Raw genomic sequence first — 24213 nt, forward strand, 5'->3', positions numbered from 1 at the left:
CGTGGAGCCACACGTTGCCGACGGCGACACGGAGCGATCGCAGGAACCGTTAGATACGGGGATCGGTCAGTGGGCGCTCGAAGCGGCGATCGGGTTTGACGAGGCGTAGTGCTCATCACCTCGGTTCAGCTCATCTGTGCAGAGCGAATCGGAGGCGCCGGGGTGAACGTGCGGTTGTCGCGCAGCAGGGCCCAAAGCACGCTCACGCGTCGTCGGGAGAGAGCGAGGAGCGCCTGCGTGTGCTTGTACCCTTCGCTACGTTTCTTGAGGTAAAGGTCGCGGTTTGGTCCTTCGCGGATGACGGAGGTCTGCGCTGAGAGGTAGAGCGAGCGGCGCAGATGTCGGTTGTACCGCTTCGGCCGGTGCATGTTCCCGGTCCGGCGTCCGGAGTCGCGCGGAACGGGTATGAGCCCGGCCGCTGCGGCGAGGTGGCCGTCGTCGGCGTAGTTGTCGAGTGGCCCGGCTGCGGCGAGGAATTCGGCTCCGAGGATCGGACCCATCCCGGGCATCGATTCGATGATCTCGGCCTGCGGGTGCGCGTGGAACATCGTGGTGATCTGGTTCTCCAGCGTTCGGAGACGCTTGTCGAGGGCGAGGATCTGCGTTGCGATGTCGGCGATGATCTGCGCCGCGATCGTCTCGTTCCCGATTTGCGTCTGTTGTCCGCTCGCGGCCTCGAGAGCAGCCTCCGCGACCGCCGGCGCGCCTTGCACGCCGCGGCGAGCCAGCCACTTCGTCAGGCGCACCTGCCCCATCCGGCGAAGCGCGGTGGGCGTCTGGTAGCCGGTGAGGAGGGTGAGAGCGCCCTTGTGTTTGGCGTAGTCGAACGCGCGGTCGAGGCGGGGGAAGATGCCGGTCAGGACGTCGCGGAGCCGGTTGAGCATGCGGACGCGATCAGCGACGAGATCGCCGCGATGTGCGATCAGGAGCTTGAGGTCGGCAATGATCTCGACCGGCAGCCTGATTGGGGTCAGGTCGTGCCGGTGCCGCGCCGTCTCGGCGATCACGTAGGCGTCGCGGGCGTCCGTCTTCGCTTCGCCTCGGTATGCGCCGGCCATCCGGTTGACGATCCGTCCGGGGACGTACAGCGCGGACTGTCCGTGGCTTGCGAGCAGCGCGAGAAGCAGCGCAGACGTGGTGCCGACGATGTCGACTGCCCAGGTGAAGTTCTCGCCGAGAGTAAGCACTTCGGCGAGCGGGTCGAGGATCGCACTTTCGTCGTTGCTGACCTTGCGCGACCAGAGCATCGCGCCCTGGTCGTCGATCGCTGTCACCCAGTGATGCGCCTTTCCTGCATCGATGCCCACCCAGATGTGAGCTTGTCGATCGTTCAACCCGTCCTCCTCAGTCGTGATCTGCCTCGTGTAAGCCCGAGGAGCACCCAACCGTCATCTCCGTAAACAGCGACCGAAACGCACATCTCAATTAGCGGCCAGGGGCACCCCAGAGGACCGGACGGCCACTCCTGCTGAGCCACACGATCGGCGACGACAGATAAGCCACATCCGGCCCCCTCGGGCCGCCACCAAACTTACGGAGACGACAGATGAGCACCAGGACCATCACCGGCAACCTCGCCGCCGACCCCGAGGCCGTGCAGGCGGGCCGCGTGCAGATCGTGAAGCTGCGCGTCATCGAGAACACCGGCGAATACCGCGCGGGGGAGTGGACCCCGCACGACGCCCCGACCACGCATTACGTGGAAGCGAAGTTCGAACTCGGCGAGCACGTCCTCGCCTCCCTCCACAAGGGAGACGCCGTGATCGTCGTCGGCTACGAGCGCACCGTCGCCTGGGGAGAAGGAGAGAACCGCCGCACCGGCCGCGTCCTCGAAGCCGACGCCATCGGCCCCAACCTCACCCGCGCGACCGCCGTCGTCACCACGACCACCCAACGCGCACCCCGCCGCCGCGCCGCCTCCGCGGCTGAGTAGGACTCGGTCCTCCGAGATACTCCGCCATCCGCCGCAGAGTTCGCCGTTCTACGGCCTATATTCGCGGTTCTCCGTAGAGGACGGAGGCGGTCCGGGGTTGGGCTGCTGGAAGCTGCCCACGCCCAGAGCGGCGAGTCCCGCGGACACCGCCGCGCCCAGAAGGCGGAAGACGATCACGAATGCCTTTCCGACGAACTTCAACACGTTTGCCATCACGAGACCATCGCTTTCCGGAACTGATCGCAACGCTAGTGGTTCCGAGCGAATCCCGGTGGGTTCTACTCCCAGCCGTTCGCGATCCGGACCGCGTAGAGGATGACGTGATCCTCCGGGATCGCTGCGCGCACTTCCGGGATCGCCGCGGCGCTCGTCGCCGCGTTGCTGCGCACCACCGTTGATGCCGATTCCGCGCGCGTCCGGTGTGCCAGTTCCCACATGCCTCCATCGTCGCATCCGACGCTGACACGACCCGCTCGAGCGTGGGGGCCGGCGGCGCCGGCCCGTGAGGGGCGACCCCCTCACGCTCCCCGGTGTCCCGTTCCGGGGCGCGAGCTGCACTCGCGCAGCGGCGACGGAGCACCGCCAATGGGAGGCCGCGATGCGGCCCGTTCCATCCGTTTTCTTCACCTCTCCGCGGTTCCAACCTATTTCGCTCCACCGGCTGCGTGCCACCGATCCCGGACGCGCCCTACGGGCTTATTTCGCCCGTGATCGGTGTCACTCCGCCGGCTCCACTCAAACGGTTTTCCCCGCCGGAGAGGCAAAGAAAAACGATCAGCCAGGAGCAGGAGCAACACACATGGACACCCTCGAAGCGATCCTCCGTGACCAGACGGTCACCTACCTCGTCAGCAAGAACATCCTCTGCCCGCGCACCGGGGCCGTTCTCGACTCGCGCACCTGTGTCGTCTTCAACGACGCGGACGGGGATCCCGCGGTCGTCATCTCGCCCGAGGGCTGGCAGCAGATCGCGAAGGAGCCCGCCACCCTCGACCGCCTCGCGGAGCGCGGGATCACCGTCGACATCAACACCGCGCTGGCCGCAACCCGCTGAGAGGAACAGACCATGTACCGCACCGACACCGACACCGGCCTCGCGACCCCCGATCAGGTCGCCCTCATCATCACCGACCAGCGCGCTCACTGGGACCAGAACGCCGACGACAGCGACGACGTGATGCTCGCCGCCGTCCGCAACGCCCACGCCCTGCCGGGCGCCGAGCCCGTCGAGGACGACAGCTCCGCCCTCGCCGCCGCACTGATCGCGTTCCTCACCCCGGACCCCGCCCGCACCGCACCGGTCATCGACGCCGACACCGGATGCGCGACGCCCGAGCAGATCGGCCTCATCGTCGCGTTCGAGCGCAACTACTACGAGGAGCACGAGAGCTACAGCACCGAACGGCTGCTCGCGGGCGTCCGCAACACGCTCACCCTCCCCGGGGTGTGGGTGCTCGGAGGGTTCCCCGTCCGGGAGGACGGCACCGACCACGCCGCCGCGCTGATCGCGTTCCTCATCCCGGCGGTGACTACGTGATCGAGCGCAGCCGTGTCGATGAGCGGCCCGGGGCCGCGCGCGCGGCTCATCAGCTCACGCGCCTGTCCAGCGGCCGACTCCAGCAGGAGGCCGACCGTGTGCGCCTGCACGGCGAGCGGCTGACGGGGCTGAGTCGGAAGACGAGCCGCCGCCTGATCGAGCAGGAGGAGGCGATCCGAGCGAACCGGATCGCCGCGGCGGACAGCGCCGCTGAGCGGCGGCTCATCGTCGGAGTCGTCATCGCGACGGGCGCTCTTCTCGCGGTCGGGCTGCGGCTGATCCTCACCTCAGGGCAGCTCCCTCCTCTGTTCTGACGAGCGGGCCGCGCTGACTTGTTGTCATGCTTACAAGTCGGACCTCGCACACCGTCCCGCCTCCGCCCGCGCATCCCGTCAGGGCGAGCAGCAGTGCTCCTGCCAGTGCGATCCCTGCGGTCGTCCGCCTCATCGTGTCCCCCGATCACTCCGCCGCGGCACGTCGCCGGGCGCGTCACCTCGACGCCAACAGCAGCCGCCCGCCCGGACGGAGTCGTCCTGGCGGGCGGGCAGCCCCCGTCCCGGTCACGCGCGCGGGATGACCACCGAGACGCTCGCGCGCGAGGCGCCCGAGACGGCCGTGACCGTGCCGGTGCCGGCGGCGATCGAGCTCTTGCCCGTGCGGAACACCTTGGTCACCGTGGCGCCCGGGGCGACCGCGGCCGAGGACGCCGTGCCGTAGGGCGTCACGACGGTCAGATCGGCGGCCGCGCGGCCGGTGTTCGTCGCCGTCACCGTGACGACGACCTTCCCGAGGATCAGCCGCGAGGTCGCCTTCGCGGTGACGGAGGCGCCGGGCGCAACGCTCGCTCCGGCCAGCGCCGTCGTCACGCCGTCGACGCGCGCGGTGATCGAGACGGTGCCGGCGGTGGAGCCGGTGCGGATCCGGGGGAGCGCGGCGACGCCGTCGGCGCCCGACAGCACCGCGGCGGTCGTCGCTCCGCTCTCGAAGGCCGCCGGCCCGGTGATCGCGAAGCCCACCGAGCGGCCCGCGAGGGCGCGACCGGAGGAGTCGCGCACCAGCACGGACTGCGCGAGGTCGCGCGTCGTCGCGGTCGGCACGCTCTGCAGCGTCCCGCGCGCCTCCGCCGAGGCCGCGAGGGCGATGCCGTTCACCTCGATCTCGGCCACGCCCGTGGACCCGCCGTACTCGCCGGCTCCCCACGCCGTGAACACGAGCCGCAGCGCCGTCGTGGTCACCGGAGCGAACGTCGCGCGGTTCAGCACGTCGCGCTCGCGGCCGGGAGCCGCTCCGCTCACGGGAGTCCAGACGTCGCCGACCAGGTGCTCGACCCGCCACGACCGCGCGGGGATCAGCCCGCGTCCGTCGGCGTCGGCCGCGTCGCTCGCGAACAGCACCGAGGCGCTGTCGACGGTCACGGCGCTCGGCCAGCGCAGCTCGACGTGCTGCTCTCCGACCCGGGGCCAGGAGCCCCAGATCGTCGAGGCGGCGCCGTCGGCGACCGCTCCGACCGAGGTCCACGGCGAGGTGTACGAAGCGCTCGTCGACGAGGCGAGCGGAGCGATGTCGCCGACGTAGTCGGTGCACGGCACGGTCACGGTGACCGTCGCGGTCCGGGTGAGCTCGTCGATCCGGTCGACCCGCACGGACATGCCGGAGTTGAGCACTGCGCTCTCTCCGGCGAGCACGAACTCGTTCGCCTCGCTCGCGTCGCCCGGACGCTCGAGCAGGTCGCCGGCGTACGGCTGGCCCGGGTTCGAGCGCAGGATCTGCACGCCCGAGACGTCGCGGCGCACCTGGAAGGGACTCGTGTACGCGCCGCCGTCGGACGTCGTGTCGGCGCGGTCGTTGTACTGCGCCCAGTAGCGGATGCCCGTGTCCTGCGGGTCGTTCCAGGTGAGCGCACGCCGGCCGGCGGGTCCGGCTCCGAGGGTGTCGAGCGTCGTGGTGCGGGGTGCGCCGCAGACCGGCTGGCGGGTGTTCGGCAGCGTGCCCAGGCGCGCCAGCGACGGGGACGACAGCGGCAGGAACGACCAGGCGCCGCCCATCACGTCGGTCCGGTTGCCGTACTCCTCGCGGCGGCAGTCCGCGGGCAGCGGGGTGGAGGCGTAGTCGCGGGTCGTGGCGCAGTTCACGCTGTAGGCGTGCGGCAGCGAGAGGTTGTGGCCGAGCTCGTGCGCGAGGAAGTACGCGTCCGGTCCGGGCTGGAACGCGCGTCCGCCGTCATCGGGATCGCCGGACTGCTCGCCGTTGGCCCAGTTCGGGCACGGGTCACCCTCAGGCACCATGGCGACCAGGTGCTTGCCCGGTCCTCGCTGCCAGCCGGTCCTCTGCGCGATCCAGTCCTGCAGTCCGCCCGTGTTCGTGCAGCCGATCGGCTGGTCGACGACCTGCCAGTCGACGACCTGGTCGAGCTCGAAGCGGATCGCCCCGCTGGTCTCGCGGGAGTAGAACCGGTCGACGAGGTCGAGGGCGCGGACGGCGTCGGCGGTCGTGTACCCGCCCGGGACGGTGCCCTGCGGAGCGACGAGCGCGATCGTCACGCGGTGCGTCTGCACCTGGGCGCGCGCCGGGATCTCGACGTCGACGAAGTCGGCGTCGAGGGCGAGGGCGGCCTGCTGCGTCGTCGCGTCCGCCTCCGGCTCGATCACGGTGGGCTCGGCGTCCGGAGCCGCGACGGGGCGGTCCGGAGCGGGAGCGGGAGCGGCGGGAGCGGGGGCCACCGGAGCGGCCGCCGCTGGAGCCGCGGCGGGCCCTCCGGCGACGAGCCCGGAGGCCAGCAGCAGTCCGGTGAGCGCTCCAGGGAGCAGGGCGTGTCGTCGTCGCATGGTCGTCCTCTGGGTCGGTCCTCGCTGAGTGCCCCGAGCGGCAGCAGGCGGGGGCACGAGCTCCCGCCGACCTCCTCGCCGCTGAGGAGTCGGCTGACGTTACCGTGAACATCCGTGCAGGAACGGGCAGATGTCCCTCCGCGGCGGCCCCTTTCCGGGTGGGGACCAGAAATGACGAAGGCCGGGAGCGGGACCCCGGCCTTCAGCGACGATCAGATCTCGGTGTGCCCCAGATCCGCCGCGTCCAGCAGTCGGATCTCGGTCTCACATGCAGGGGTCGCAGGTGGGGGAGGGCCGGCATTCCAGCCGGCCCGCGAGGGGCGATCCCCTCACACTCTCTAATGGTCTCGGCTGGCTAGGTGCTGGCTGTCAGGCTGGTTCTGGCTCGCTCGGGCGTGACTCATCACACTCTTGACCGCAGTGTCTTGCTGGGGACCTGTCCGTCCGGGCGAGCTAGTACCGGCGTGACGCTGCGATGGCTAGATAGAAGGTTGTCCGCGACCTGGCTCGCGTGACTCATTAGAGAGATGCCTCCGCGGCGCATCCCACCTGGATGAACCCCTGAGGAGAAGAGGCCACATGATCGTCGCCCGCCACTACGACCACGTCGTCGGAGTCGACACCCACGCCCGCAGCCACACTTACGCGATCGTCGCCACCAAGACGGGCGAGATCCTTGGAACCAAAGCGTTTCCGGTCACGGCGACGGCGATCGACAGAGCGATCGCCTGGGTCAGAGGCGTCACGAGCGGATCGGTCCTGTTCGCCCTGGAGGGCACCGGCTCCTACGGCTCATCACTGGGGCGGGCCCTGCAGCGCGACGCGATCGCGTTCTGCGAGGTCCGCCCACCGAAGAAGTCGAGCCGCGTTCGCGGCAAGACGGATGAGCTCGACGCGATCGCTGCCGCGACCTCAGCGATGGGTATCGAGTTCGACGCGCTGACGCGCCCGAAAGCCGATGGGCTCCGCAACGCCCTCCGGGTCTCGCTCGATGCTCGCCGTGACATGGAGGTCCGTCGCACGAGCGCCCGGAACCAACTCAACGCGCTGGTTCGCACTGCCGACTTCGGCCTGGACACCAGACGCGCGCTCACTGACCGCGGCGTGCAACACCTCGCTGGTCTGGACGTGGAACGCCCAGATGTTGCCGAGCGCATCATCCGAGCCGAAGCGGTGCGACTGGCTACGACCGTGATCGAACTTGGCCGCGAGATGCTGAGGAACCGTGGCTCGCTTGCCGAGCTCGTGGAGCTTCTCGCGCCGGGATTGCAGCAGATTTACGGCGTCGGTCCGGTCACTGCTGCTGTTGCTATTGCTGCGTACTCGCATCCAGGGCGGGTCCGGGGTGAAGCAGCGTTCGCTGCGCTTGCCGGGGTGAGCCCTATTCCTGCATCGTCGGGCAACACGACCCGGTATCGACTGAATCGAGGTGGCGACAGACAGCTGAACCGTGCGATCGACGTCATCGCTCGGGTGCGGATGGTGTCGGAGGAGCGCACCCGCGCCTACGTCACGCGCCGCACCGCCGAGGGGCGAACCGCTCGGGAGATTCGGCGTTGCGTGAAGCGCTACATCTCGCGGGAGCTGTTCAAAGCGCTACAGGTCCGGATGAGCCCGATTGAGCCAGCGGGGTGACGGTCGACGGGTGACTCGAGCGAAGCCTGGGTCAGGCAACTTCTCGGAGCGCGAAGGGTCCGACGTGAAGCACGGTGGAACTCCACGCGGCGATCGTTGCCCATCCGAGGTCGGCATGGGCGGCGACGCCACCTGGAACGTTGCGGGTCCAAAAGGCGTATTCGATGCCGTCCAGCAACAGCGGAACGACGTCCCATGCCTCCCGATCGGCCGCAACGGCTCGTGCCTGGGTCTGAGCGTCGCGCACGGCGGCTTGGGCTTCGTCGTCCGTGAGTCCCGGGGGAATCGCTCCAAGGAAGATGTTGAGCACAGCATGCTCGGCGACCGTCACCGGGTCTGTGACCATGCCGTGGACCGATCCGAATGGTCCTAGTACGGTCCCGAGGCGCGGCATCGTTTGCAAGAACGTCTGACCCTCACTGCCGTCGTTCTCGACCCTGACCGTGGTCTCCTCACGTCGGTCGTTCCAGTGACTGATGCCGTGCACAGCCCATCGGGACTCGTCGGTGTCGGGAACAAGAACGCGCATGACCCCATCTAACCTGCTCACCCGATCTCCTCCAACGGATCGATGCCGGCCAGCGCAGCGCACCGCGTGAACTTGACGGGAACCCATAGAAGGGTCCCCGGGGAGCATGGCTTTAGTGGAAGTTGATCGTGGAGGGCGCAGGTGCCTTCCAGGACTCTTCCTGGTACGAGTGCGGGTCGTGAGCCTCGCGGGGCGGCTCCCCGAACGGATCCTTCGGCAGCGCCGTCGGCGCTGTGGTGAACTTCGCGCGGAGCGATGCGGCGATGGAGCGAATGCGGTAGATCACGGCGTTCATGTCGTTCTCCCGTTCGGGGTGATCAAGCGTCACCTGCCCGAAGCCTACCGACGTCGTTTCTCCGGCGGGGCGCGAGCTCCGCACGCGCAGCGGTGACGGAACACCGCCGGCAGGAGCCGCTACGCGGCCGGATTACCCGTTTTCTTCACCTCTCCGCGGTTTCAACCTATCTCGCTCCGCCGGCTGCGTGCCGTCTCTCTCGGACGCGGTCGCACGCTCCCTTATTTCGCCCGAGAGAGCCGTCACTCCGCCGACTCCACTCAATTGGTTTTCACTCGCCGGAGAGGCAAAGAAAAACGATCAAGAAGACGACAAAAGCCCCGTAGTTGGTCTAGAACCACGGGACTTGTCGCCTCAATGGTCGCACACCGATTGAGGAGAAACCATCGTGACTATCACTACCGGAACCGGGACCGTTCAGCACATCGACCCGACCACCCTCGTGATCGAGCAGAACGTGCGCACCAGCGCCCCGCTGACCAAGGACTTCATCGCGTCGATCCGCGAGAACGGCGTCATCACCCCGGTCCTCGCCCGCCGCGACGAGCACGGCAACGTCATCGTCCGCGCCGGACAGCGCCGCACCCTCGCCGCCCGCGAGGCCGGAGTCGCCACCATCCCGGTCTACGTCGTGGAGGGCGACGAGACGACCGCCGACCGGATCGTTCAGCAGATCATCGAGAACGACCAGCGCGCCGAGCTGAGCGTCGCGGACCGCACCGCCGCGTGGGCGCAGCTCGCGTTCGAGGGCGTGTCCGCCGCGGCGATCGCCAAGCGCACCGGCACCAAGACCGACGCGGTGAAGAAGGGGCTTGCGGTCGCGGAGTCCGCGACCGTCACATCCGTTCTGCACGAGCACGAGCTGACCCTGGACCAGGCGGCGGTGCTGTTGGAGTTCGAGGACGACGCCGACGCCCGCGCGACCCTGATCGAGGTCGCCACGCACGACCCGGCCCGGTTCGAGCACACCGCGCAGACCCTCCGCGACGAGGCCGCGCACCAGGCGCTCCTCGCGGCGATCGCCGCCGAGTACACCGGCAACGGCTTCCAGATCCTCACCCGCTCCGACGCCTACGGCGACCAGGCGACGTGGACGCCGGTGCGGCAGCTGCGCGGCGAGGACGGGAAGAGCGTCACCCCGGAGCAGGTCGCGGCCGCTCCCGGCCGCGGAGTGCTCATCGACACCAGCTGGCGCGGCGAGGTCGAGGTCACGCTCCTGGTTCAGGACCCGACCGCCGCCGGATTCACCTACGCCTACGGAGCCCCCGAGCAGCCGCAGACCGAGGAGGAGGCCGAAGAGGAGCGGGCCGAGAAGTCCGCGGAGCGGAAGGTGCTCATCGCCAACAACAAGGCGTGGAACGCGGCCGAGAAGGTGCGCCGCGAGTGGATCGCGACGTTCCTCGCCCGCAAGACCCTCCCCAAGGACGCGGATCGCGTCATCGCTCTGGGCCTCACCGCTCACCGGTTCGCGGTGTCCTCCGGGATGACGGGCGGCAGCGACCTCGCGCACGCGCTGCTGCGCATCGAGCGCCCCTCCGGCTACCGCGCCGACGCCCTCGCAGCGCTGGTCGAGGCGAACCCCGCGAAGGCCCGCCTGGTCGCGCTGGCCGTCGTGCTCGGAGGCCAGGAGGCGCACACGAGCAAGGAGTCCTGGCGCCGCGGCGACGAGCGCACTGCCGAGCACTTCCGCCAGCTCGCGGCCTGGGGTTACGCGCTCTCCCCGGTCGAGCAGGTCGTCACCGGCGACAGCACCCCCGCCGACGCCGCAGGACTCAGCTAGCCCACCCGGCGGGACCGGCTCGCACCGGTCCCCGCCCCTCCTCTTCTCCCACTGCTGCACAGGAAGGCCCACCATGACCACCACGACCACCGCACCCCGCCCCGCCCACCGCTTCGACCCGTACCAGGAGGACCCGACGCTGCGCGCCGCCGAGGTCGCCGTCGACGCCGCGGCCGCGTCCGGGGACGCCGACGCGACCGCCGCCGCAGCGCGAGCGCTGATCGTCGCCGCGGCCGCCTACGGCTGGCCCACCGCGACCGCCCTCGTCTTCAAATACGAGACGACCGGCCCCATCGCCCACGTCTGGAGACTGTGGAAAGTCCTCGACGCCGACCAGCAGGTCCTCCGCGAATGGGACGAGGAGCCCGGCGACATGACGGACGAGTCCGAGGAGGAGCTGATCGCACTCGACCTCATCAGCAACCGCCGCGCGACCCTCGACTACACCTACTTCCCAAAGCCCATCGGCTCCACGACCCTGATCCTCCACACGCTCGCGCTCTGAGCGCGCGCCGCGGGCCGACCCGAAACGGGCCGGCCCGCACGAGGGGGAACCCCCCTCGACCCTCCGGTCACACGCGTGGAACGGCCACGCGCGCTCGAGCGGTGGTCAGCGGCGAGGACGCGGCTTGTACTTCTTCCCCGCCCGGATGTTCCGGTTCTCGATCACACCGACCACCGCCAGGCCGGCGGCCACGGCGACGATCAGCACCGACCCGAGCACGTTGAACCACTCACCGGTGAACGCCGCGTACGTCTGCTCACCGGCGATCGCGAAGAGCATCAACGACAACCCGAACCACACCATCCCGTTGCTGATCAGCGCAGCACGCGCGAGCTTGGTCCGAGGCTTCGACATGCGCGCACCCCCCCACCGGACCCTGGACGTGTCCACGGGACGGCAGCTGACTAGGGTGCCTCGCAAAGTCGGTCAAACAGAGACCATCCGCGTTCCAAGATGCGGTACGAGGCCAGGAACGGCTGCGCAACAAACTCCGGCACCCCTCCCGCCTTACCCTCGCCGACGCCCGTTCGCCGGTCGGCCGAGCCGAAGCTCGAGCGCTGATAGAGCGACCAGCCGAGAACGTGAGCATCGGCACTCATCTCGCGCCACAGCCGACGAACGGCCTCACGCGGGGCCGGGTCGTGGAAGGCCTGATCAGCGGCGGCACCGATCACGGCCGTCAGGTCGAGCTTGGCCTTCGTGGCTCTCAACGTTTCGACATCGCGGGAACGCTCACTCAGCCACAGTTGCTGGCTTCCCAAGCGAGCGCGATCCTCGGCCGAGAGGCCGGTGCTCCCGAGAAAGTTGTAGTACCTGCGCATCTGCTCGTACATTTCTGCGCTGACGGTCAAACCGCGTTCGCGGCGCGCGGACCGTTCTTCGGGTGCCAGCATCCAAACGGCTTGGGACGCGCCGACCAGCGCGCCTCTCAGCACGGTGAAATGCGCTGAGGGATACAGCGACCTCGCGTTGAGGGCGTCGAGCGCCAAGCGAAGATGTTCACCCGAGGACACGAGCGATATACGCGCGGTCTGACTGATCGCTGCCTGCGGAAAGATCTCATCATCAATCGCGAGCTCGCTCCCTCGCTCGGGTTCTTCTACGCGTTGGGCCCTGAGGCGCCAGCGGTCGAGATCCTCCGCGGTGTCGAACATCTGAATCAGAGCTGACCGCTCAGAATCCGTCAGTCCCATACCCCGCAATGTAGCAACGGGGGATGACGCCCTTGCGCGGGCCGCCGCATCCCCGAGGGGGCGGGCGGCGTCCAGCCCGTCGTCCTTGTCGAAGGAGGCCTCCGTGGGCAACGGACGAGTAATGCTCGAGCGATCGGTTTCCCGTATGGGGCGCGGCAACCGGTACGAGGTGGCGAAGCGATTCCCGGGTTAGCGATCGAGCTCGATGGTCGCGAGCTGGAACACGGCGCAGCGCGGGGCGGCCGCGGCGAAGTCGTCGGGGCCGGCGTTCTCGCCGGCCTCGAAGATGCGGGCGGCCACCTTGCGCCCCTGGCTGTGCTGGTGCCAGTAGGCGCGGAGCACGGGGCCGCGCTGCTCCTCGGGAAGCTCGGTGAAGGTCACTCTCTCGCGTCGTCGGCCGCGCTGGATCTCGCCCTCGCCCGCCGCGCGGACGTTCTTCACCCACTCCATCCGCCGCCCGGCCACGACGTAGCGGGCGCCCTCGAGGCTGACGATCGAGACGGGCGTGGAGCGGGGCTGCCCGCTGATGCGTCCGCGGACGGTGAGGATCCTCGGCGGCCCGGCCGGGACGCCGAGTCGGTTGAGGAGTTTCACCGCCGCGTTGCCGTACTTGAGCAGGGGCGGGAGGTCCGGTCGGTCGTTCATTCTGTGTCCTTCGGGCGGGAGTCGGTGTCGTGGGCGTGGACCGCGGTGCCGATCGCGTGGAGCACGCGCCGGGTGGTGTCGATATCGGCCGGATCGAGCCCTGCGGCAGCGTTCCCCGCCCAGGGCGCGGCGCGGGTCGCCGCGGCGGCGAGCACGGTCTCGCCCGCCGGCGTCAGGGTGACGAGCTGCGCGCGCCGGTGGTGCGGGTTGGGCCGGAAGGCCACGAAGCCGTCGCGCTCGAGATCGTTCACGATCCGCTGGACGTTCTGCCGCGAGACATCGAGGTCGCGGGCGAGCCAGGCGACCGGCCGCGGCACCCCGGCGGCGAGGGCGCCGAGGATCTGCCAGCGCGCCGAGGTCAACCCGAGATCCGCGACGAGGCGGTCCCCGGATGCGGAGAGGACGTTGCTCAGGTGCAGGACGCTGAGCACCAGATCCTGGAAGGGAGGATCGTGCTCGGCCAGCCGGGGAGGGTACATTCGACCACGGTACGTCAACATGCTGTCAAAGCGTCACATTACTGCCGGTATGGGAGGCGACGCGCCCGTCCCGTATGGGGATTCTTTAGCGGATCGATCAGGCGGTCGGTGCGGGTGCGAGTGTTGCGCTTCCGGAGACAACCATCCAGCGCCCGGCGATTCGTTGCCATGCGCGGACGTAGTGAAGCCGAGCCTCAACCCGTTTGCTGTGGTCGATCACAACGACGTCTACGACGGACCTGGTCTGGACGCCGCCGGCAACGGCCAGCGTGCTGCGACTGATTTCAGCAATCGACTCGAACTTCGTTGTGCCCGACGAATGTGCTTCGAGATCTTCGTTCCGGTTGATGATCGAGCCTTCGGGTGTCGTGAAGATCAGCTCGGGTGCGAGCAGTCGACCAAGCGCATCGACGTCACTTGTGCGCATCGCCTCTAGCAATCGATCCTCGGCAGCATCGACGCTTTCGTGGGGCATGGATGGGGACGACATTCCGGAAAGAGTATCTCTGCTCGTCGCGCGGCCTGCGTCCGTATGGGGATCGCTCACCGATACACGCGATTCGTCGCCGTCGGAACGATCGGCAGTTTCTTCGCGCGAAGGATGGTCGCGAGGAGCCAGCCGAGGAGGGAGGCGATGCCTGCCGTGACGGCGTGTTGAGTGATGAGGCTCGCGGAGGAGGGCCAGGTCGCGTTTCCGGACGCGAGTACCAACGCGGTGGAGGCGGCGCCGCCGATCACGAGTCCCAGGCCCAGGAACGCGGCCGCCTGCCCGATGCGCGGGAAGCGGCGTGTCCGCCGGTTGAGCCAGAGACTCGAGGGAAGCCACAGAAGTGCGCCCGCGACAGCGAATGCAGCTGCGGTGCCCGCGAGGATTCCTACTGCGGACCCGCCCGATACATCCCAGCTACCCGCACTCGGCAACAGCGCGACGACCGCAACAGCCGGCCACGCCAGAATCCCCCATGCCAGTTCTCGTGCTCCCATGAGCATCAGGATCCGGCACGTCGGTGAACGCACCATGAATCAGAACCGTTCAGCACGCCAGCGAGCCGCGAGTCAATCAGACGTGTCTAGGACGGGTCCACCGCGGGGAGCGGCACGTGGAGGTCGGACGCCGTGAGCGGAGCTTGGGCCAGCCGTCGGCTGAGCGCGTCGCGCTCCGCCGTGAGTGAGGCGATCGTGGGACGGTCCAGGCGTGGGTCCGCTATGTCGCTGAACGGACTCTCCGTGCCGGTGCGCGCGGACACGAGAGCCGCGTACCTCGATGCAGCGCTCTTCACGTCGGCCGCGGCGCTTTCGATCCGGCCGCGTCGGCTCTTCTTTCCGGAGGTGAGCTCGGCGTGCTTCTCGAGCGCCTCAACGAGCTTGCGGTGGGCTGCTTCGATCTTCTTCGACATGCGCTCATCCTCTCGCGCCGTCCCCTCCACGTTACTCCGGGTGTCCGCCAGGGGTCGGTGCCTGCGACGCGGAGGTGACCCGGCTGCCCCAGTGCGCTCCTGCCGTTCACTCGCCGGTCCGAGAGTGATGCTGTGCAGACGCTGTCGCTCAAGAGATCCGTCGTGATCGCGAGCGCCATCACTCTCCTCGCCCTCGTCGCGGGCGTTGTCCTCGACGGATTCACGTTGGCGTGCAACGAGTCCCTTCCGCCTCAGTGCACGGCGTTCCGTGTCGCGTGGCCGGCGCTGTTCTCTGTCGCCCTCGCAACCCTCGTTCTCCTGGTCGTAGCGATGCGTCTCGGCACGCCCTCTCGCGCTCGATGGCAGTGGCTGATGCTCGGCTCGGGTGTCGTCGGCGCCGTCACCAGCTGGGTTCCGGCTTTGCGTACCGCCGTGATCGTCGGTTGAGCAGCACACGGCACGACTACACGAGCAGGTGTTCCGCAAAGGGATGGTTTACCGGTCGCAGGGGCACCGCCTCACATTGGCGGCTACTGTCCGGCGATCATCGCGAGGGAGGGCGCCCGGCCCTTCTCGATGTGGGTGAAGGCGATCGACTCGGCGAGGCGGTCGTTGCCGGCGCGGATCGCGTCGAGGAGGCCGTGGTGCTCGTCGGACTGCTGGCGCTGGTCGCGTGCGCTGGTGAGGTAGAACAGCCACGTCATCCGCCCAGTGACGGCGCGCATCAGCGAGGAGAGCAGGGCGCTGCCGGCGACTTCGACGATTGCCTCGTGCACGACGGTCGAGGTCTCGGCGACCTCGAGCCAGTCCTCGCTGTCGAGGGCGCGGTGCTCCGCGTCGATCGCGTCGAGCAGCGGTTGCAGTGACGCACCGGCGGCGACGGCCTGTGCGGCCAGCCGCGCGGCGAGGGTCTCGAGGCTGAGTCGGACGTCGAAGAGTTCGACGACGTCCTCGATGCTCCACTGGGCGACGCGGGTGGAGCGGCGTGGGAGCATCCGCACGAAGCCCTCGTTGGCCAGCTGCGGCACGGCCTCGCGCACCGGCAGTCGTGAGACGTGCAGCTCGGCGGCCAGTGAGGCCTCGACCAGCCGCGATCCCTGCGAGTGCTGGCCGAGGATGATCTGCCGGCGCAGCGTCCGGTAGGTCTGGCTGGCGAGCGACTCCTCGGTGCTGGCGAGTGTCATGACGGTCCTCCTCGCGACGCCGGTGCGACCATTCAACACGCTCGGCCCTGCCTGTGCGGTCCGCCGGCCACCCCGCTCGGCCCCGCGCTCAGCCGCCGGGCCAGCTGCGCTCCTTCGGCAGCGGGCGGGCGTAGCTGTCGATCCGGCTGGTGCCGAGCCGCTGCCGGACGAGCGTCTCGACGAGCGCGGCCGCCGCCGCGACCCCGTCGACCACCGGCACGGGCAGCCGCGCGCCGACGTGCTCCTCGAGCCCCGCCATCCCCGCGCAGCCGAGGCAGATCACCTCGGCGCCGCGGGCGATCGCGCGCTCGCCCGCCGCGACGAAGGCGTCGAGGGTCGCCTGCGGATCCTCCTCCAGCTCGAGCACGCCGAGGCCGGTGTCCTCGATCGCGGCGCAGTGCGCGATCAGGCCGGCGGTGGTGAGGCTGTCCTCGATCTGGCCGACCGCGCGGCGGACCGTGGTGACCACTCCGTAGCGGCGGCCGAGCAGCATCGCGAGGTGCGCGGACGCCTCCGTGATGTCGACGACGGGCACGTCGAGCAGCTCGCGGGCGCCCTCGCGGCCGTGCTCGCCGAAGCCCGCCATCACGACGCCGTCGATGCCGGCCGGCAGCCGCTCGAGGGTGTGCAGGACGGCGGCGGCGCTGAGGAAGCTGTCGTACCAGCCCTCGGCCGAGGCGACGCCCCAGCTCGGCGTGATCGCGACGATCTCGGTGCCCGGCCCGACGGCGAGCCGGGCGCGGGCGGCGGCCGTCTCGGTCATCGACTCGGTCGTGTTGCAGTTGACGACGGCGATGCGCATCAGCGGCCCGCCGCCGCGGGGACCCCGGACAGGCGGATCTCGCTGCCCGCGTCCCGCAGCCGCGCCAGATCGATCAGCGCGGCGGCGACCGCGAGGTCCTGCGCGGCGAGGCCGACGGAGTCGAACACGGTGATCTCGTCGTCCCGGGTGCGGCCGGGAGCGGTGCCGGCCACGACGTCGCCGAGCTCGAGCAGCCCGGCCGCCGCGTCGAGGGCGCCCTCCGCGATCGCGAGGACGAGGTCTCCGGACTTCGCCCGCGCGGTGGCCGCGCTGTCGACGACGAGCGTGCCGAGCGCCATCGCCGCGGAGTCGAGCTCGCGGTGCTCCGGCCGCGGACGGGCGCCCACGGCGTTCACGTGCTGGCCGGCGTGCAGCCAGGCGCCGCGCACGATCGGCTCGACCGACGGCGTCAGCGTGCAGAGCACGTCGGAGTGCTCGGCGACGGCCCGCGGATCCGCGGCGCGGGTCACGGGGCGCCCCACCGCCTCCTCGAACCGGTCGAGCGTCGCGTCCGACCGCGACCAGACCACGATCTCGTCCAGGTCGCGCACCGCCTGCAGCGCGCGGACGTGCGCGACGGCGAGGTTGCCGGCGCCGATCAGCCCGAGCACCCGGCTGTCCGCCCGGGCGAGGTGCCGGGTGGCGACCGCGGAGGCGGCGGCGGTGCGCGCCCGGGTGATCAGCGCTCCGTCCAGGACGCCCACGCACTCCCCGGTGAGCAGCGAGGTGACCAGGATGGTCGAGCGCTGCGTCGGCAGCCCGCGCGCCGCGTTGCCGGGCAGGTCGGCCATCAGCTTCACGGCGGCCAGGCCCAGGGCGTCGGAGCGGACCGCCATCGGCAGGATCAGCCCGTCGTCCTCGCCCGCGAGGGCCGTCGGCGCGCCCTGGTGCAGCGCCCCGGAGCCGAGGTCCGCGAACACCTGCTCGACCGCGCCGAGCACGTCGACGTCGTGGAGCAGCCCGGCGATCTGCTCGGAGGCGAGGACGAGCGTCATCAGCGCGCGCCGACCGTCGCGCGGCCGGTCAGCTCGGCGAGGGAGGGGGCGCGGGTGACGAGCCCGGCCTCCGCGAGGATCCGCATCCAGCGGTCGGAGGCGGCCTCGTCGATCACGGTCGTGTCCCAGACCCCACCGGCGGCCATCTCGTCGGCGGCCTCGTGCAGGAGCACCGGGTCGCGGTCGGGCCAGCGCGCGGCGAGCACCGCGTCGATCTCGGCGCCGGCCTCGCCCGCCGTGATCCGCTGCATCGCCGTCTCGATCGCGTCGACGAAGCGCTCGGTGCGGTCGGCGAGCTCCTCGACCCGCTCGGTGCGGGTGTAGTAGACGCTGTTGGGCATCACGCCCGCGTCGAGGTGGCGGAAGACGATCTGCCCGCCGCCGGCCGCGACGAGCTCCTTCGCCGAGAGCAGGTCGAGCACGATCGCGTCGCCGAGGCCGTCGCGGTAGAGCTCGAGCATCATCGCCGTGGACAGGTCGCGCGCCCAGCGGGTGGCGGAGACGTCGAGGCCGGCCTCGCGGATCAGGCCTGCGGTGAACTCGAACGGCGCGCTGCCGCCGGCGCCCGGGGCGAGCACGACCTTGCCGGCCAGCCAGTCCAGGCCGACCGGTCCGGAGCCGTCGCGGGCCACGATCGTCATCGGGAAGCGGTGGTTGAGCTGGCCGACGACGGTCAGCTCGCGGCTGGTGCCGGCGTACATCCCGGGGACCCAGAGCCCGCCGAGGGCGAGGTCGGCGGCACCGGAGTCGAGGTCGTCGAGGACGCCGGTCCAGGGGTCGCAGGCGGTGGCGGTGACGGCGAGGCCGCGCTCGGCGAACAGGCCGCCGACGTCGGCGACGTACTCGGGGAGGTAGTTGAGTCCGTTGGCGGTGGCCGAGACGGTGAGGGTGTCCATGGTGCTCCTTGTGGTGCTGTCCGGTGGTGGGTCGCGCCCCCGGCGCCGGAGCGCCGGGGGCGGGGGTGGGTCAGTGGGCGGCGGCGGCGATCGCGTTCTCGTTGACGTCCTCGAGCGAGCGTCCCCGGGTCTCCGGGGCGAAGCGGGAGGCGACGACGAGCACCGCGTACATCACGGCGGCGAGGCCGAAGACGCCGGCGAAGGCGAACGAGCCGTAGAGCGCGACGGCGAGGAACGGCATGACCGCTCCGGCGATGTTGCCGATGCCGTTGACGATCGAGGCGCCGGAGGCGCGGATCGCGGTCGGGAAGATCTCGGCGGTCCAGGTGGCGAGGGTGGTGTTGGTGACCATCGTGAAGAACTGGAAGAGCGCGCCGAGCATCAGGATCGCCCCGGTGCCGTTCCCGAAGCCGGCGAAGGCGAGCGCGGTGAGGCAGCCGAGGACTCCGGCGGCGCCGACGGCGGTGCGGCGGCCGACGCGACCGGCGATCAGGGCCGCGGTCGTCGCTCCGAGGAGCGAGCCGATGTTCATGATCATCGTGTAGAGCAGGCTCTCCGAGACGGAGTAGCCGCGCTCGACCAGCAGGGTCGGCATCAGGAAGTTCAGCGTGACCTGCGACCCGAAGGCCATCCAGGACGCGACGCCAAGGGCGGCGGTGCGGCGGATCACCGGGCGGCTGAACACCGCGGCGGGCGAGGCCGACATCCGCACGGGCGGCAGATCGTCCGGCGACAGCTCGACGGGCGGGCGGTCAGTGGTGGGGGTGAGCGAGTTCGAGGCGAGGATCGCGAGCGAGCGGTTCGCCTCCTCCGTGCGGCCCTGCGAGAGCAGCCAGCGCGGCGTCTCCGGCAGCTTGCGGCGGTAGAAGACGACCAGCAGCGCGGGGACGGCGAGGATCACGAACGACCAGCGCCACACCGAGTCGGGGCCGCCGAGCGGGGTCTCCAGCGGGCCGAGCAGCAGCAGGAACAGGCCGTAGGAGAGGAAGTTGCCCAGGCCCCCGGCGCCGACGTTGACGGCGCCGATCGCGGTGCCGCGGAAGCGGGTGGAGACCATCTCGGAGAGCATGACCAGGCCGATCATGAACTCGCCGCCGATGCCGATGCCGACGATCAGGCGGCTGACGAGCAGCATCTCGTAGTTCATCGCGACGGCGCTGAGCAGGCCGCCGAGCGTGTAGATCAGCAGGTTGAGGCTGAGCGAGAAGCGGCGGCCGTAGCGGTCGGCGAGGTAGCCGGCCAGCACGCGGCCGATCAGTCCGCCGATGACCGTGGCGGTGTTGATCGTCGTGAGCTGGACGTCGCCGATCTGCAGCGTCTCCTTGATGTGGCTGCCCATGGCACCCACCGAGTTCTGCTCGAGTGTGTTGAAGAACTCCCCGGCGAGGATCAGTAGGAAGATCCAGAACTGCGCGCGGGTGAAGCCGATGGAGTCGAGGACGGAGGCGACCGTGTGGCCTGAAGCGGGCGGAGCGGTGGTGCGGGATACAGCAGACATGTGTAGCTCCCAGCAGGGCGAGGGGGAAAGCGGCTCCAGAGTGATGGTCACCGCGAGGACTCCTCTTTTGTATCCCAAATACCGTTTCGGGCAGGTTTCCACGATGCTACAACCTCCCTCTGAGCTGTCGTAACCGCGCAGAACCGCATACACCTCGAAACGTTCGCTGGCGGTGGTATACAAAAGGGCCTCGATGCGCGCAGGGGCTGCATGGACCCGTAATGCGGGAGATGTGGGGCACGAGCCGCCGTCGTCATGCGTCTCACGACCCCGGCTGGCCGCGTCTTCAGGCCCCCCGAGGAGTAGGGGCGGCGACCTGAGATGCGAACCCGGATCGTCGCGCTCCTCGTTGAGCTGCGCGGGCGCCTTCTCGGCGAAGCTATCCGCCACCCCGCCGCTTCACCGTCGGGCCCGTCGTCACCGCAGCTGTCGTCGAGACCGTCGATCACAGCGTTCTTCCCACGCTCGTCCGCAGATCTTGAGCAGCGCCGGGTTCAGCTAATCCGGCGTCCCGTATGGGGATCGTTCACCGGTACACGCGCACGCAGTAGAACCGGCCGCGGGATCCCGCGGCGAGCAGTGTCCCGACAACCCCGCCCGATGAAGAGTCCCGCTGAGGCACCCCACTCGAAACGGTCCTCGTGGCGCCCCGACGAAGGCGAGCTGCTCCGCGGCGCCGCTGCCTGCGTGCTCCGTCCGGTCGCGACGGCGACGTGTTCCGGTGAAGCGACGCCGTCGGCGACCTGCGGGTCGGGCCGCTGCCGTCACTCGCCGAGCCTGAGGCGGCGCTCGGCATCGGAAGCGATCGCGGCGCCGCTCCCTCCGCCCGGCCGCTCGAGCAGCGGGGGAGCGCCCCCGGTCTCGTGGTGAACGTTCACGTGCAGGCTCCACCCCGCACTTGTCCCGGCCCCTCCCGCCCGCCTAGCGTGGTGCGTGAACGTTCACGCCGACGACGCCGCGAAAGGGTCCCCATGACCGACTCCACCCCGACCGCTCCCGCACCCGGCTGGGCGGTGCTCGGCCCCGGCAGCATCGCGCGCCGGTTCCTCTCCCAGCTGCCGGCGAGCGACCGCGGCGCCCGGCTCGTCGCGGCGGGCAGCTCCGACCCGGGGCGCGCCGCGGCCTTCGCCGCCGAGGCCGTCGAGCACGGCTTCGCGGACGCGACCGCCGGCGATTACGCCGCGGTCCTCGCCGATCCGCGGGTCACCGCGGTCTACATCTCCACCGTGCACACGGGTCATGCCGCGCTCGTCCTGCAGGCGCTCGAGGCCGGCAAGGCCGTGCTCTGCGAGAAGCCGCTCGCCGTCAATCACGGCACGGCGATGGCCCTGGTCGACGCCGCCCGCAGCGCCGGTCTGCCGCTGGTCGAGGCGTACATGTACCGCTTCCACCCGCAGACCGCCGCGCTGCTCGAGCTCGTCCGCGACGGCGCGATCGGCGACGTCGTGCACATCGACGCCTCCTTCTCGTTCCGCACCCCGTCCCGCGAGGGCCGCCTGTACGACGTCGCGACGGCCGGAGGAGGCGTCCTCGACGTCGGCGGATACACCGTCACCGCCGCGGCGGCCGTGGTGCAGGCCGCGACCGGTGCCGCCGTCGCGGAGCCCGTCGAGTTCGACGCGAAGGGCAGCCTCGGCCCGACCGGCGTCGACGAGTGGAGCGTCGCCCGCGCGACCTACCGGGGCGGCATCACCGCCACCCTCCGCACCGGAGTGGCGCTCGACGACGTGAACGCCCTCACGATCCACGGGACGCGCGGCCGGCTGCACGTGGCCGACCCGTGGTTCGGTGCGTCCGACGCGGGCATCGAGATCAGCGTCGTGGGGGAGGAGCCGCGCATCCTCACGTTCGAGGGGGAGAGTCCCTACGCGCTCGAGGCGGATGCGACGACCGACGCCCTGGCGGCCGGATCCGTCGAGGCGCCGCAGATGACGCTCGAGGAGACGCTCGCGACGTCCCGCACGCTCGACCGCTGGCGCGCCGCGATCGGCCTGCGCTTCCCGTTCGAGGCCGAGACCGCGGACATCCCGACGGTGTCCGGACGGCCGCTGCGCGCGGCGTCGGACACCCCGATGCTCTTCGGCGAGATCCCCGGCGTCGGCAAGCGGATGTCGCGGCTCGTGATGGGCGTCGACAACCAGCCGGATCTGGCGCACGCCTCGGCGATCTTCGACGCGTTCGTCGAGCAGGGCGGCACCGCCTTCGACACCGGCTACATCTACGGCGACGGCGAGATGGAGGGCCGCCTCGGACGGTGGATCCGCAACCGCGGCATCCGCGAGGACGTCGTCGTGATCACCAAGGGCGCGCACACCCCCTACTGCGACCCGGAGTCGCTCTCCCGGCAGCTGCTCGAGAGCCTCGAGCGGCAGGGCACCGACTACGCCGACATCTACCTGATGCACCGCGACAACCTCGAGGTGCCGGTGGGGGAGTTCGTCGACGTGATGGACGAGCACCAGCGCGCCGGGCGGATCCGCGCCTACGGCGTCTCGAACTGGACGCCGGCGCGCTTCGACGAGGCGCAGGAGTACGCCCGCACTCACGGGCGGGCCGGGTTCCAGGCGCTGAGCGACCACTTCGGCCTGGCCGAGGCGTACGACGTGCCGTGGGAGGGCTGCGTCCACGTCACCGACCGGGCGTCGAAGGAGTGGCTGGTCGAGCGGCAGATCCCGCTGCTGCCGTGGTCCTCGCAGGCCCGCGGCTTCTTCACCGGCCGCGCCCGCCCGGACGACACCAGCGACGCCGAGCTGGTGCGCTGCTACTACGGGCCGAACAACTTCGAGCGACTGCGCCGGGCCGAGGAGCTGGCGGCCGAGCACGGTGTCGGAGCGACGGCGATCGCGCTGGCCTACGTGCTCGCGCAGCCGTTCCCCACCTTCCCGCTCTTCGGGCCGCGCACGATCACCGAGCTGCGCTCGTCGATGCGCGGCCTGTCGATCGAGCTGACTCCGGAGCAGACGGCATGGCTCGACCTCCGCGCCTGAGCGGTGCCGAGGCCGGCGGCCGCGCGACGATCCACGACGTCGCGGCCGCCGCCGGGGTCTCCCGCCAGACCGTCACCCGCGCGATGAACGGCATGCCGGGCATCAGCGAGGAGACGAAGCGGCGGGTCCTCGACGCCGCGGAGCAGCTGTCCTACCGCCCGTCGCGGTTCGGCCGCGGCCTGGTCACCGGCGGCGAGCACCAGCTCGGGCTCGTCGTCGACGACCTGCGGAATCCGTGGTCGCCGGAGCTCGCCTCGGCCGTCGTCCGGGTCGCGGCGGCGCGGGGCTGGAACGTGTCGCTCGCGGACGTGGGCCTCGCCGCCGACTCCGACCGGATGATCCAGGCGCTGGGCGCGCAGACCGACGCGGTGATCGGCACCTTCGGCGATCGTGCTGCGGAGTGGATCGAGCGGCTCGGCTCCGTGCCCGTCATCGAGCTCGACCCGACCGGCGATCCGCTGCGCGCCGCGGTGCTGCTCGACCACTCCGAGGCCGTCGAGGCGCTGGCCGATCATCTGGCGGGATCGGGCGTGAGGCGCCCGGTGGTCGTCGACGTCTCGCGGGATGCCCGGCCGAGCCGGCGAGCGGAGCTTCTGATCCGGGCCTTCTCCGCGCGCGGACTCCAGGCCTCCGTCGTCCGCGCCGAGGGCCCCACCGCCCAGGCGGCCGCGGACGCGACCGAGCGGATCATCGCTCGGCCCCGGGTCGCCGACGCGATCGTCGCGTTCAACGACCTCTGCGCGCTCGGCGTGCTCTCCGCCTGTCGTCGGGCGGGTGTGGACGTGCCCGGCGACGTCCGGGTGGTCGGGATCGACGGCCTCTCGATCGGGCGGCTGCTCGCACCGACGCTGACCACCCTCGCCGTCGACCTCGACGAGCTCGCGCGGCACGCCCTCGACCTCGCGGTCGCCATGATCGCCGGCGAGCTCCCGCGGGGCGGCCCAGACGTCCACCGCACCGTCCGTCACCAGCTGGTGCTCCGCGAGTCGGCCTGATCGCCCGCCGATCGCGCGGACGGACTCGCCCGCGTGCGCGGCGCGGATCTCCTCGTAAGCGGCTCGATACTCAGCCGGGCGATCCGGTCACCGGTCCGCGAGC

26 protein-coding genes are annotated in these 24213 nt (G+C 70.5%); 10 read left to right on the forward strand and 16 right to left on the reverse strand.

Features of this window, described 5'->3' with window-relative positions; all coding sequences use genetic code 11:
* Positions 1-125: 125 nt before the first annotated feature.
* The gene (locus C5C95_RS00005; RefSeq protein ID WP_104226504.1) at positions 126-1334 is read right to left on the reverse strand and encodes an IS110 family transposase; all 1209 of its coding nucleotides are present in this window, start codon (positions 1332-1334) and stop codon (positions 126-128) included.
* 212 nt (positions 1335-1546) lie between these two features.
* Between C5C95_RS00005 and C5C95_RS00010 the strand changes: the two genes are divergently transcribed.
* The 4 genes from C5C95_RS00010 (at position 1547) to C5C95_RS00025 (ending at position 3784) form a co-directional block, all read left to right on the forward strand.
* Positions 1547-1933: a single-stranded DNA-binding protein gene (locus tag C5C95_RS00010; protein WP_104226503.1), complete on the forward strand. Its 387-nt coding sequence runs from the start codon at positions 1547-1549 to the stop codon at positions 1931-1933.
* A gap of 799 nt (positions 1934-2732) precedes the next feature.
* On the forward strand, positions 2733-2987 hold the full coding sequence (locus tag C5C95_RS00015; RefSeq protein WP_104223237.1) for a hypothetical protein: 255 nt from the start codon (positions 2733-2735) through the stop codon (positions 2985-2987).
* Between the two features lie 12 nt (positions 2988-2999).
* On the forward strand, positions 3000-3470 hold the full coding sequence (locus C5C95_RS00020; RefSeq protein WP_104223236.1) for a hypothetical protein: 471 nt from the start codon (positions 3000-3002) through the stop codon (positions 3468-3470).
* Complete coding sequence (locus C5C95_RS00025; protein ID WP_146087024.1) at positions 3467-3784, forward strand: hypothetical protein; 318 nt, start codon at positions 3467-3469, stop codon at positions 3782-3784. Before C5C95_RS00020 ends, C5C95_RS00025 begins: the two co-directional genes overlap by 4 nt.
* Before the next feature lie 246 nt (positions 3785-4030).
* On the opposite strand, the gene C5C95_RS17230 is transcribed toward C5C95_RS00025, so the two are convergent.
* The gene (locus tag C5C95_RS17230) at positions 4031-6295 is read right to left on the reverse strand and encodes an Ig-like domain-containing protein (protein WP_181027133.1); all 2265 of its coding nucleotides are present in this window, start codon (positions 6293-6295) and stop codon (positions 4031-4033) included.
* A 579-nt stretch (positions 6296-6874) separates the two neighbouring features.
* Between C5C95_RS17230 and C5C95_RS00035 the strand changes: the two genes are divergently transcribed.
* Positions 6875-7930, forward strand: a complete 1056-nt coding sequence (locus C5C95_RS00035; RefSeq protein WP_104323519.1) for an IS110 family transposase — start codon at positions 6875-6877, stop codon at positions 7928-7930.
* Positions 7931-7961: 31 nt separating this feature from the next.
* On the opposite strand, the gene C5C95_RS00040 is transcribed toward C5C95_RS00035, so the two are convergent.
* On the reverse strand, positions 7962-8480 hold the full coding sequence (locus C5C95_RS00040) for a hypothetical protein (protein WP_104323520.1): 519 nt from the start codon (positions 8478-8480) through the stop codon (positions 7962-7964).
* Between the two features lie 91 nt (positions 8481-8571).
* The gene (locus C5C95_RS00045) at positions 8572-8787 is read right to left on the reverse strand and encodes a hypothetical protein (RefSeq protein WP_146076862.1); all 216 of its coding nucleotides are present in this window, start codon (positions 8785-8787) and stop codon (positions 8572-8574) included.
* A gap of 355 nt (positions 8788-9142) precedes the next feature.
* On the opposite strand from C5C95_RS00045, the gene C5C95_RS00050 reads away from it, so the two are divergent.
* Both C5C95_RS00050 and C5C95_RS00055 read left to right on the forward strand, forming a co-directional pair.
* Positions 9143-10534 (forward strand): ParB/RepB/Spo0J family partition protein, encoded by a 1392-nt coding sequence (locus C5C95_RS00050; protein WP_104323521.1) that lies wholly within the window; start codon positions 9143-9145, stop codon positions 10532-10534.
* 73 nt (positions 10535-10607) lie between these two features.
* Positions 10608-11039, forward strand: a complete 432-nt coding sequence (locus C5C95_RS00055; RefSeq protein ID WP_104323522.1) for a hypothetical protein — start codon at positions 10608-10610, stop codon at positions 11037-11039.
* Between the two features lie 105 nt (positions 11040-11144).
* Here the strand turns inward: C5C95_RS00055 and C5C95_RS17065 are convergent, their stop codons facing one another.
* The 7 genes from C5C95_RS17065 to C5C95_RS00085 all read right to left on the reverse strand — a co-directional run bounded on the left by C5C95_RS17065 (position 11145) and on the right by C5C95_RS00085 (position 14753).
* Positions 11145-11393, reverse strand: coding sequence for a hypothetical protein (locus tag C5C95_RS17065; protein WP_146087025.1), 249 nt, complete (start codon positions 11391-11393; stop codon positions 11145-11147).
* Between the two features lie 50 nt (positions 11394-11443).
* Positions 11444-12232 (reverse strand): hypothetical protein, encoded by a 789-nt coding sequence (locus C5C95_RS00060; RefSeq protein WP_146087026.1) that lies wholly within the window; start codon positions 12230-12232, stop codon positions 11444-11446.
* Positions 12233-12421: 189 nt separating this feature from the next.
* Positions 12422-12877, reverse strand: coding sequence for a nitroreductase family deazaflavin-dependent oxidoreductase (locus C5C95_RS00065; RefSeq protein WP_104323524.1), 456 nt, complete (start codon positions 12875-12877; stop codon positions 12422-12424).
* Complete coding sequence (locus C5C95_RS00070; protein ID WP_104323525.1) at positions 12874-13356, reverse strand: MarR family winged helix-turn-helix transcriptional regulator; 483 nt, start codon at positions 13354-13356, stop codon at positions 12874-12876. Before C5C95_RS00070 ends, C5C95_RS00065 begins: the two co-directional genes overlap by 4 nt.
* Before the next feature lie 97 nt (positions 13357-13453).
* On the reverse strand, positions 13454-13903 hold the full coding sequence (locus C5C95_RS00075; protein ID WP_146087027.1) for a nuclear transport factor 2 family protein: 450 nt from the start codon (positions 13901-13903) through the stop codon (positions 13454-13456).
* Positions 13900-14376: a hypothetical protein gene (locus C5C95_RS00080; RefSeq protein WP_146087028.1), complete on the reverse strand. Its 477-nt coding sequence runs from the start codon at positions 14374-14376 to the stop codon at positions 13900-13902. The genes C5C95_RS00075 and C5C95_RS00080 overlap by 4 nt, the downstream gene beginning before the upstream one ends.
* 50 nt (positions 14377-14426) lie before the next feature.
* Positions 14427-14753 (reverse strand): hypothetical protein, encoded by a 327-nt coding sequence (locus C5C95_RS00085; RefSeq protein WP_104323528.1) that lies wholly within the window; start codon positions 14751-14753, stop codon positions 14427-14429.
* Between the two features lie 132 nt (positions 14754-14885).
* On the opposite strand from C5C95_RS00085, the gene C5C95_RS00090 reads away from it, so the two are divergent.
* Positions 14886-15200 carry a hypothetical protein gene (locus tag C5C95_RS00090; protein ID WP_104323529.1) on the forward strand — a complete coding sequence of 105 codons (315 nt, stop codon included), beginning with the start codon at positions 14886-14888 and terminating at the stop codon, positions 15198-15200.
* 83 nt (positions 15201-15283) lie between these two features.
* On the opposite strand, the gene C5C95_RS00095 is transcribed toward C5C95_RS00090, so the two are convergent.
* The 5 genes from C5C95_RS00095 to C5C95_RS00115 form a co-directional block, all read right to left on the reverse strand.
* Entirely contained in the window at positions 15284-15937 is a 654-nt protein-coding gene (locus tag C5C95_RS00095; protein WP_104224667.1) for a GntR family transcriptional regulator, read from the reverse strand.
* A gap of 88 nt (positions 15938-16025) precedes the next feature.
* The gene (locus C5C95_RS00100; RefSeq protein ID WP_104226500.1) at positions 16026-16739 is read right to left on the reverse strand and encodes an aspartate/glutamate racemase family protein; all 714 of its coding nucleotides are present in this window, start codon (positions 16737-16739) and stop codon (positions 16026-16028) included.
* Positions 16739-17734 (reverse strand): ornithine cyclodeaminase family protein, encoded by a 996-nt coding sequence (locus C5C95_RS00105; protein WP_104323530.1) that lies wholly within the window; start codon positions 17732-17734, stop codon positions 16739-16741. The genes C5C95_RS00100 and C5C95_RS00105 overlap by 1 nt, the downstream gene beginning before the upstream one ends.
* On the reverse strand, positions 17734-18630 hold the full coding sequence (locus tag C5C95_RS00110) for an ABC transporter substrate-binding protein (RefSeq protein ID WP_104323531.1): 897 nt from the start codon (positions 18628-18630) through the stop codon (positions 17734-17736). The genes C5C95_RS00105 and C5C95_RS00110 overlap by 1 nt, the downstream gene beginning before the upstream one ends.
* Before the next feature lie 70 nt (positions 18631-18700).
* A complete protein-coding gene (locus C5C95_RS00115) occupies positions 18701-20128 on the reverse strand; it encodes an MFS transporter (RefSeq protein WP_104323532.1) in 1428 nt (475 codons plus the stop codon).
* Between the two features lie 971 nt (positions 20129-21099).
* On the opposite strand from C5C95_RS00115, the gene C5C95_RS00120 reads away from it, so the two are divergent.
* Positions 21100-23115: an aldo/keto reductase gene (locus C5C95_RS00120; protein WP_104226498.1), complete on the forward strand. Its 2016-nt coding sequence runs from the start codon at positions 21100-21102 to the stop codon at positions 23113-23115.
* Positions 23094-24110 carry a LacI family DNA-binding transcriptional regulator gene (locus C5C95_RS00125; RefSeq protein ID WP_104269806.1) on the forward strand — a complete coding sequence of 339 codons (1017 nt, stop codon included), beginning with the start codon at positions 23094-23096 and terminating at the stop codon, positions 24108-24110. Before C5C95_RS00120 ends, C5C95_RS00125 begins: the two co-directional genes overlap by 22 nt.
* Positions 24111-24213 lie beyond the last annotated feature (103 nt).

It is taken from the genome of Rathayibacter sp. AY1B7 (assembly GCF_002932735.1).
In the GTDB taxonomy this organism is placed as follows: Bacteria; Actinomycetota; Actinomycetes; order Actinomycetales; family Microbacteriaceae; genus Rathayibacter.

Excerpts from the sequence above, each read along its gene's own strand:
- C5C95_RS17230 (WP_181027133.1), bottom strand. The coding sequence starts at position 6,295 with ATGCGACGACGACACGCCCTGCTCCCTGGAGCGCTCACCGGACTGCTG.
- C5C95_RS17065 (WP_146087025.1), bottom strand. The coding sequence starts at position 11,393 with ATGTCGAAGCCTCGGACCAAGCTCGCGCGTGCTGCGCTGATCAGCAAC.
- C5C95_RS00085 (WP_104323528.1), bottom strand. The coding sequence starts at position 14,753 with ATGTCGAAGAAGATCGAAGCAGCCCACCGCAAGCTCGTTGAGGCGCTC.
- C5C95_RS00035 (WP_104323519.1), top strand. The coding sequence starts at position 6,875 with ATGATCGTCGCCCGCCACTACGACCACGTCGTCGGAGTCGACACCCAC.
- C5C95_RS00105 (WP_104323530.1), bottom strand. The coding sequence starts at position 17,734 with ATGACGCTCGTCCTCGCCTCCGAGCAGATCGCCGGGCTGCTCCACGAC.
- C5C95_RS00020 (WP_104223236.1), top strand. The coding sequence starts at position 3,000 with ATGTACCGCACCGACACCGACACCGGCCTCGCGACCCCCGATCAGGTC.
- C5C95_RS00070 (WP_104323525.1), bottom strand. The coding sequence starts at position 13,356 with ATGTACCCTCCCCGGCTGGCCGAGCACGATCCTCCCTTCCAGGATCTG.
- C5C95_RS00055 (WP_104323522.1), top strand. The coding sequence starts at position 10,608 with ATGACCACCACGACCACCGCACCCCGCCCCGCCCACCGCTTCGACCCG.
- C5C95_RS00015 (WP_104223237.1), top strand. The coding sequence starts at position 2,733 with ATGGACACCCTCGAAGCGATCCTCCGTGACCAGACGGTCACCTACCTC.
- C5C95_RS00060 (WP_146087026.1), bottom strand. The coding sequence starts at position 12,232 with ATGGGACTGACGGATTCTGAGCGGTCAGCTCTGATTCAGATGTTCGAC.
- C5C95_RS00095 (WP_104224667.1), bottom strand. The coding sequence starts at position 15,937 with ATGACACTCGCCAGCACCGAGGAGTCGCTCGCCAGCCAGACCTACCGG.
- C5C95_RS00110 (WP_104323531.1), bottom strand. The coding sequence starts at position 18,630 with ATGGACACCCTCACCGTCTCGGCCACCGCCAACGGACTCAACTACCTC.
- C5C95_RS00080 (WP_146087028.1), bottom strand. The coding sequence starts at position 14,376 with ATGGTGCGTTCACCGACGTGCCGGATCCTGATGCTCATGGGAGCACGA.
- C5C95_RS00125 (WP_104269806.1), top strand. The coding sequence starts at position 23,094 with ATGGCTCGACCTCCGCGCCTGAGCGGTGCCGAGGCCGGCGGCCGCGCG.
- C5C95_RS00115 (WP_104323532.1), bottom strand. The coding sequence starts at position 20,128 with ATGTCTGCTGTATCCCGCACCACCGCTCCGCCCGCTTCAGGCCACACG.
- C5C95_RS00065 (WP_104323524.1), bottom strand. The coding sequence starts at position 12,877 with ATGAACGACCGACCGGACCTCCCGCCCCTGCTCAAGTACGGCAACGCG.
- C5C95_RS00100 (WP_104226500.1), bottom strand. The coding sequence starts at position 16,739 with ATGCGCATCGCCGTCGTCAACTGCAACACGACCGAGTCGATGACCGAG.
- C5C95_RS00010 (WP_104226503.1), top strand. The coding sequence starts at position 1,547 with ATGAGCACCAGGACCATCACCGGCAACCTCGCCGCCGACCCCGAGGCC.
- C5C95_RS00120 (WP_104226498.1), top strand. The coding sequence starts at position 21,100 with ATGACCGACTCCACCCCGACCGCTCCCGCACCCGGCTGGGCGGTGCTC.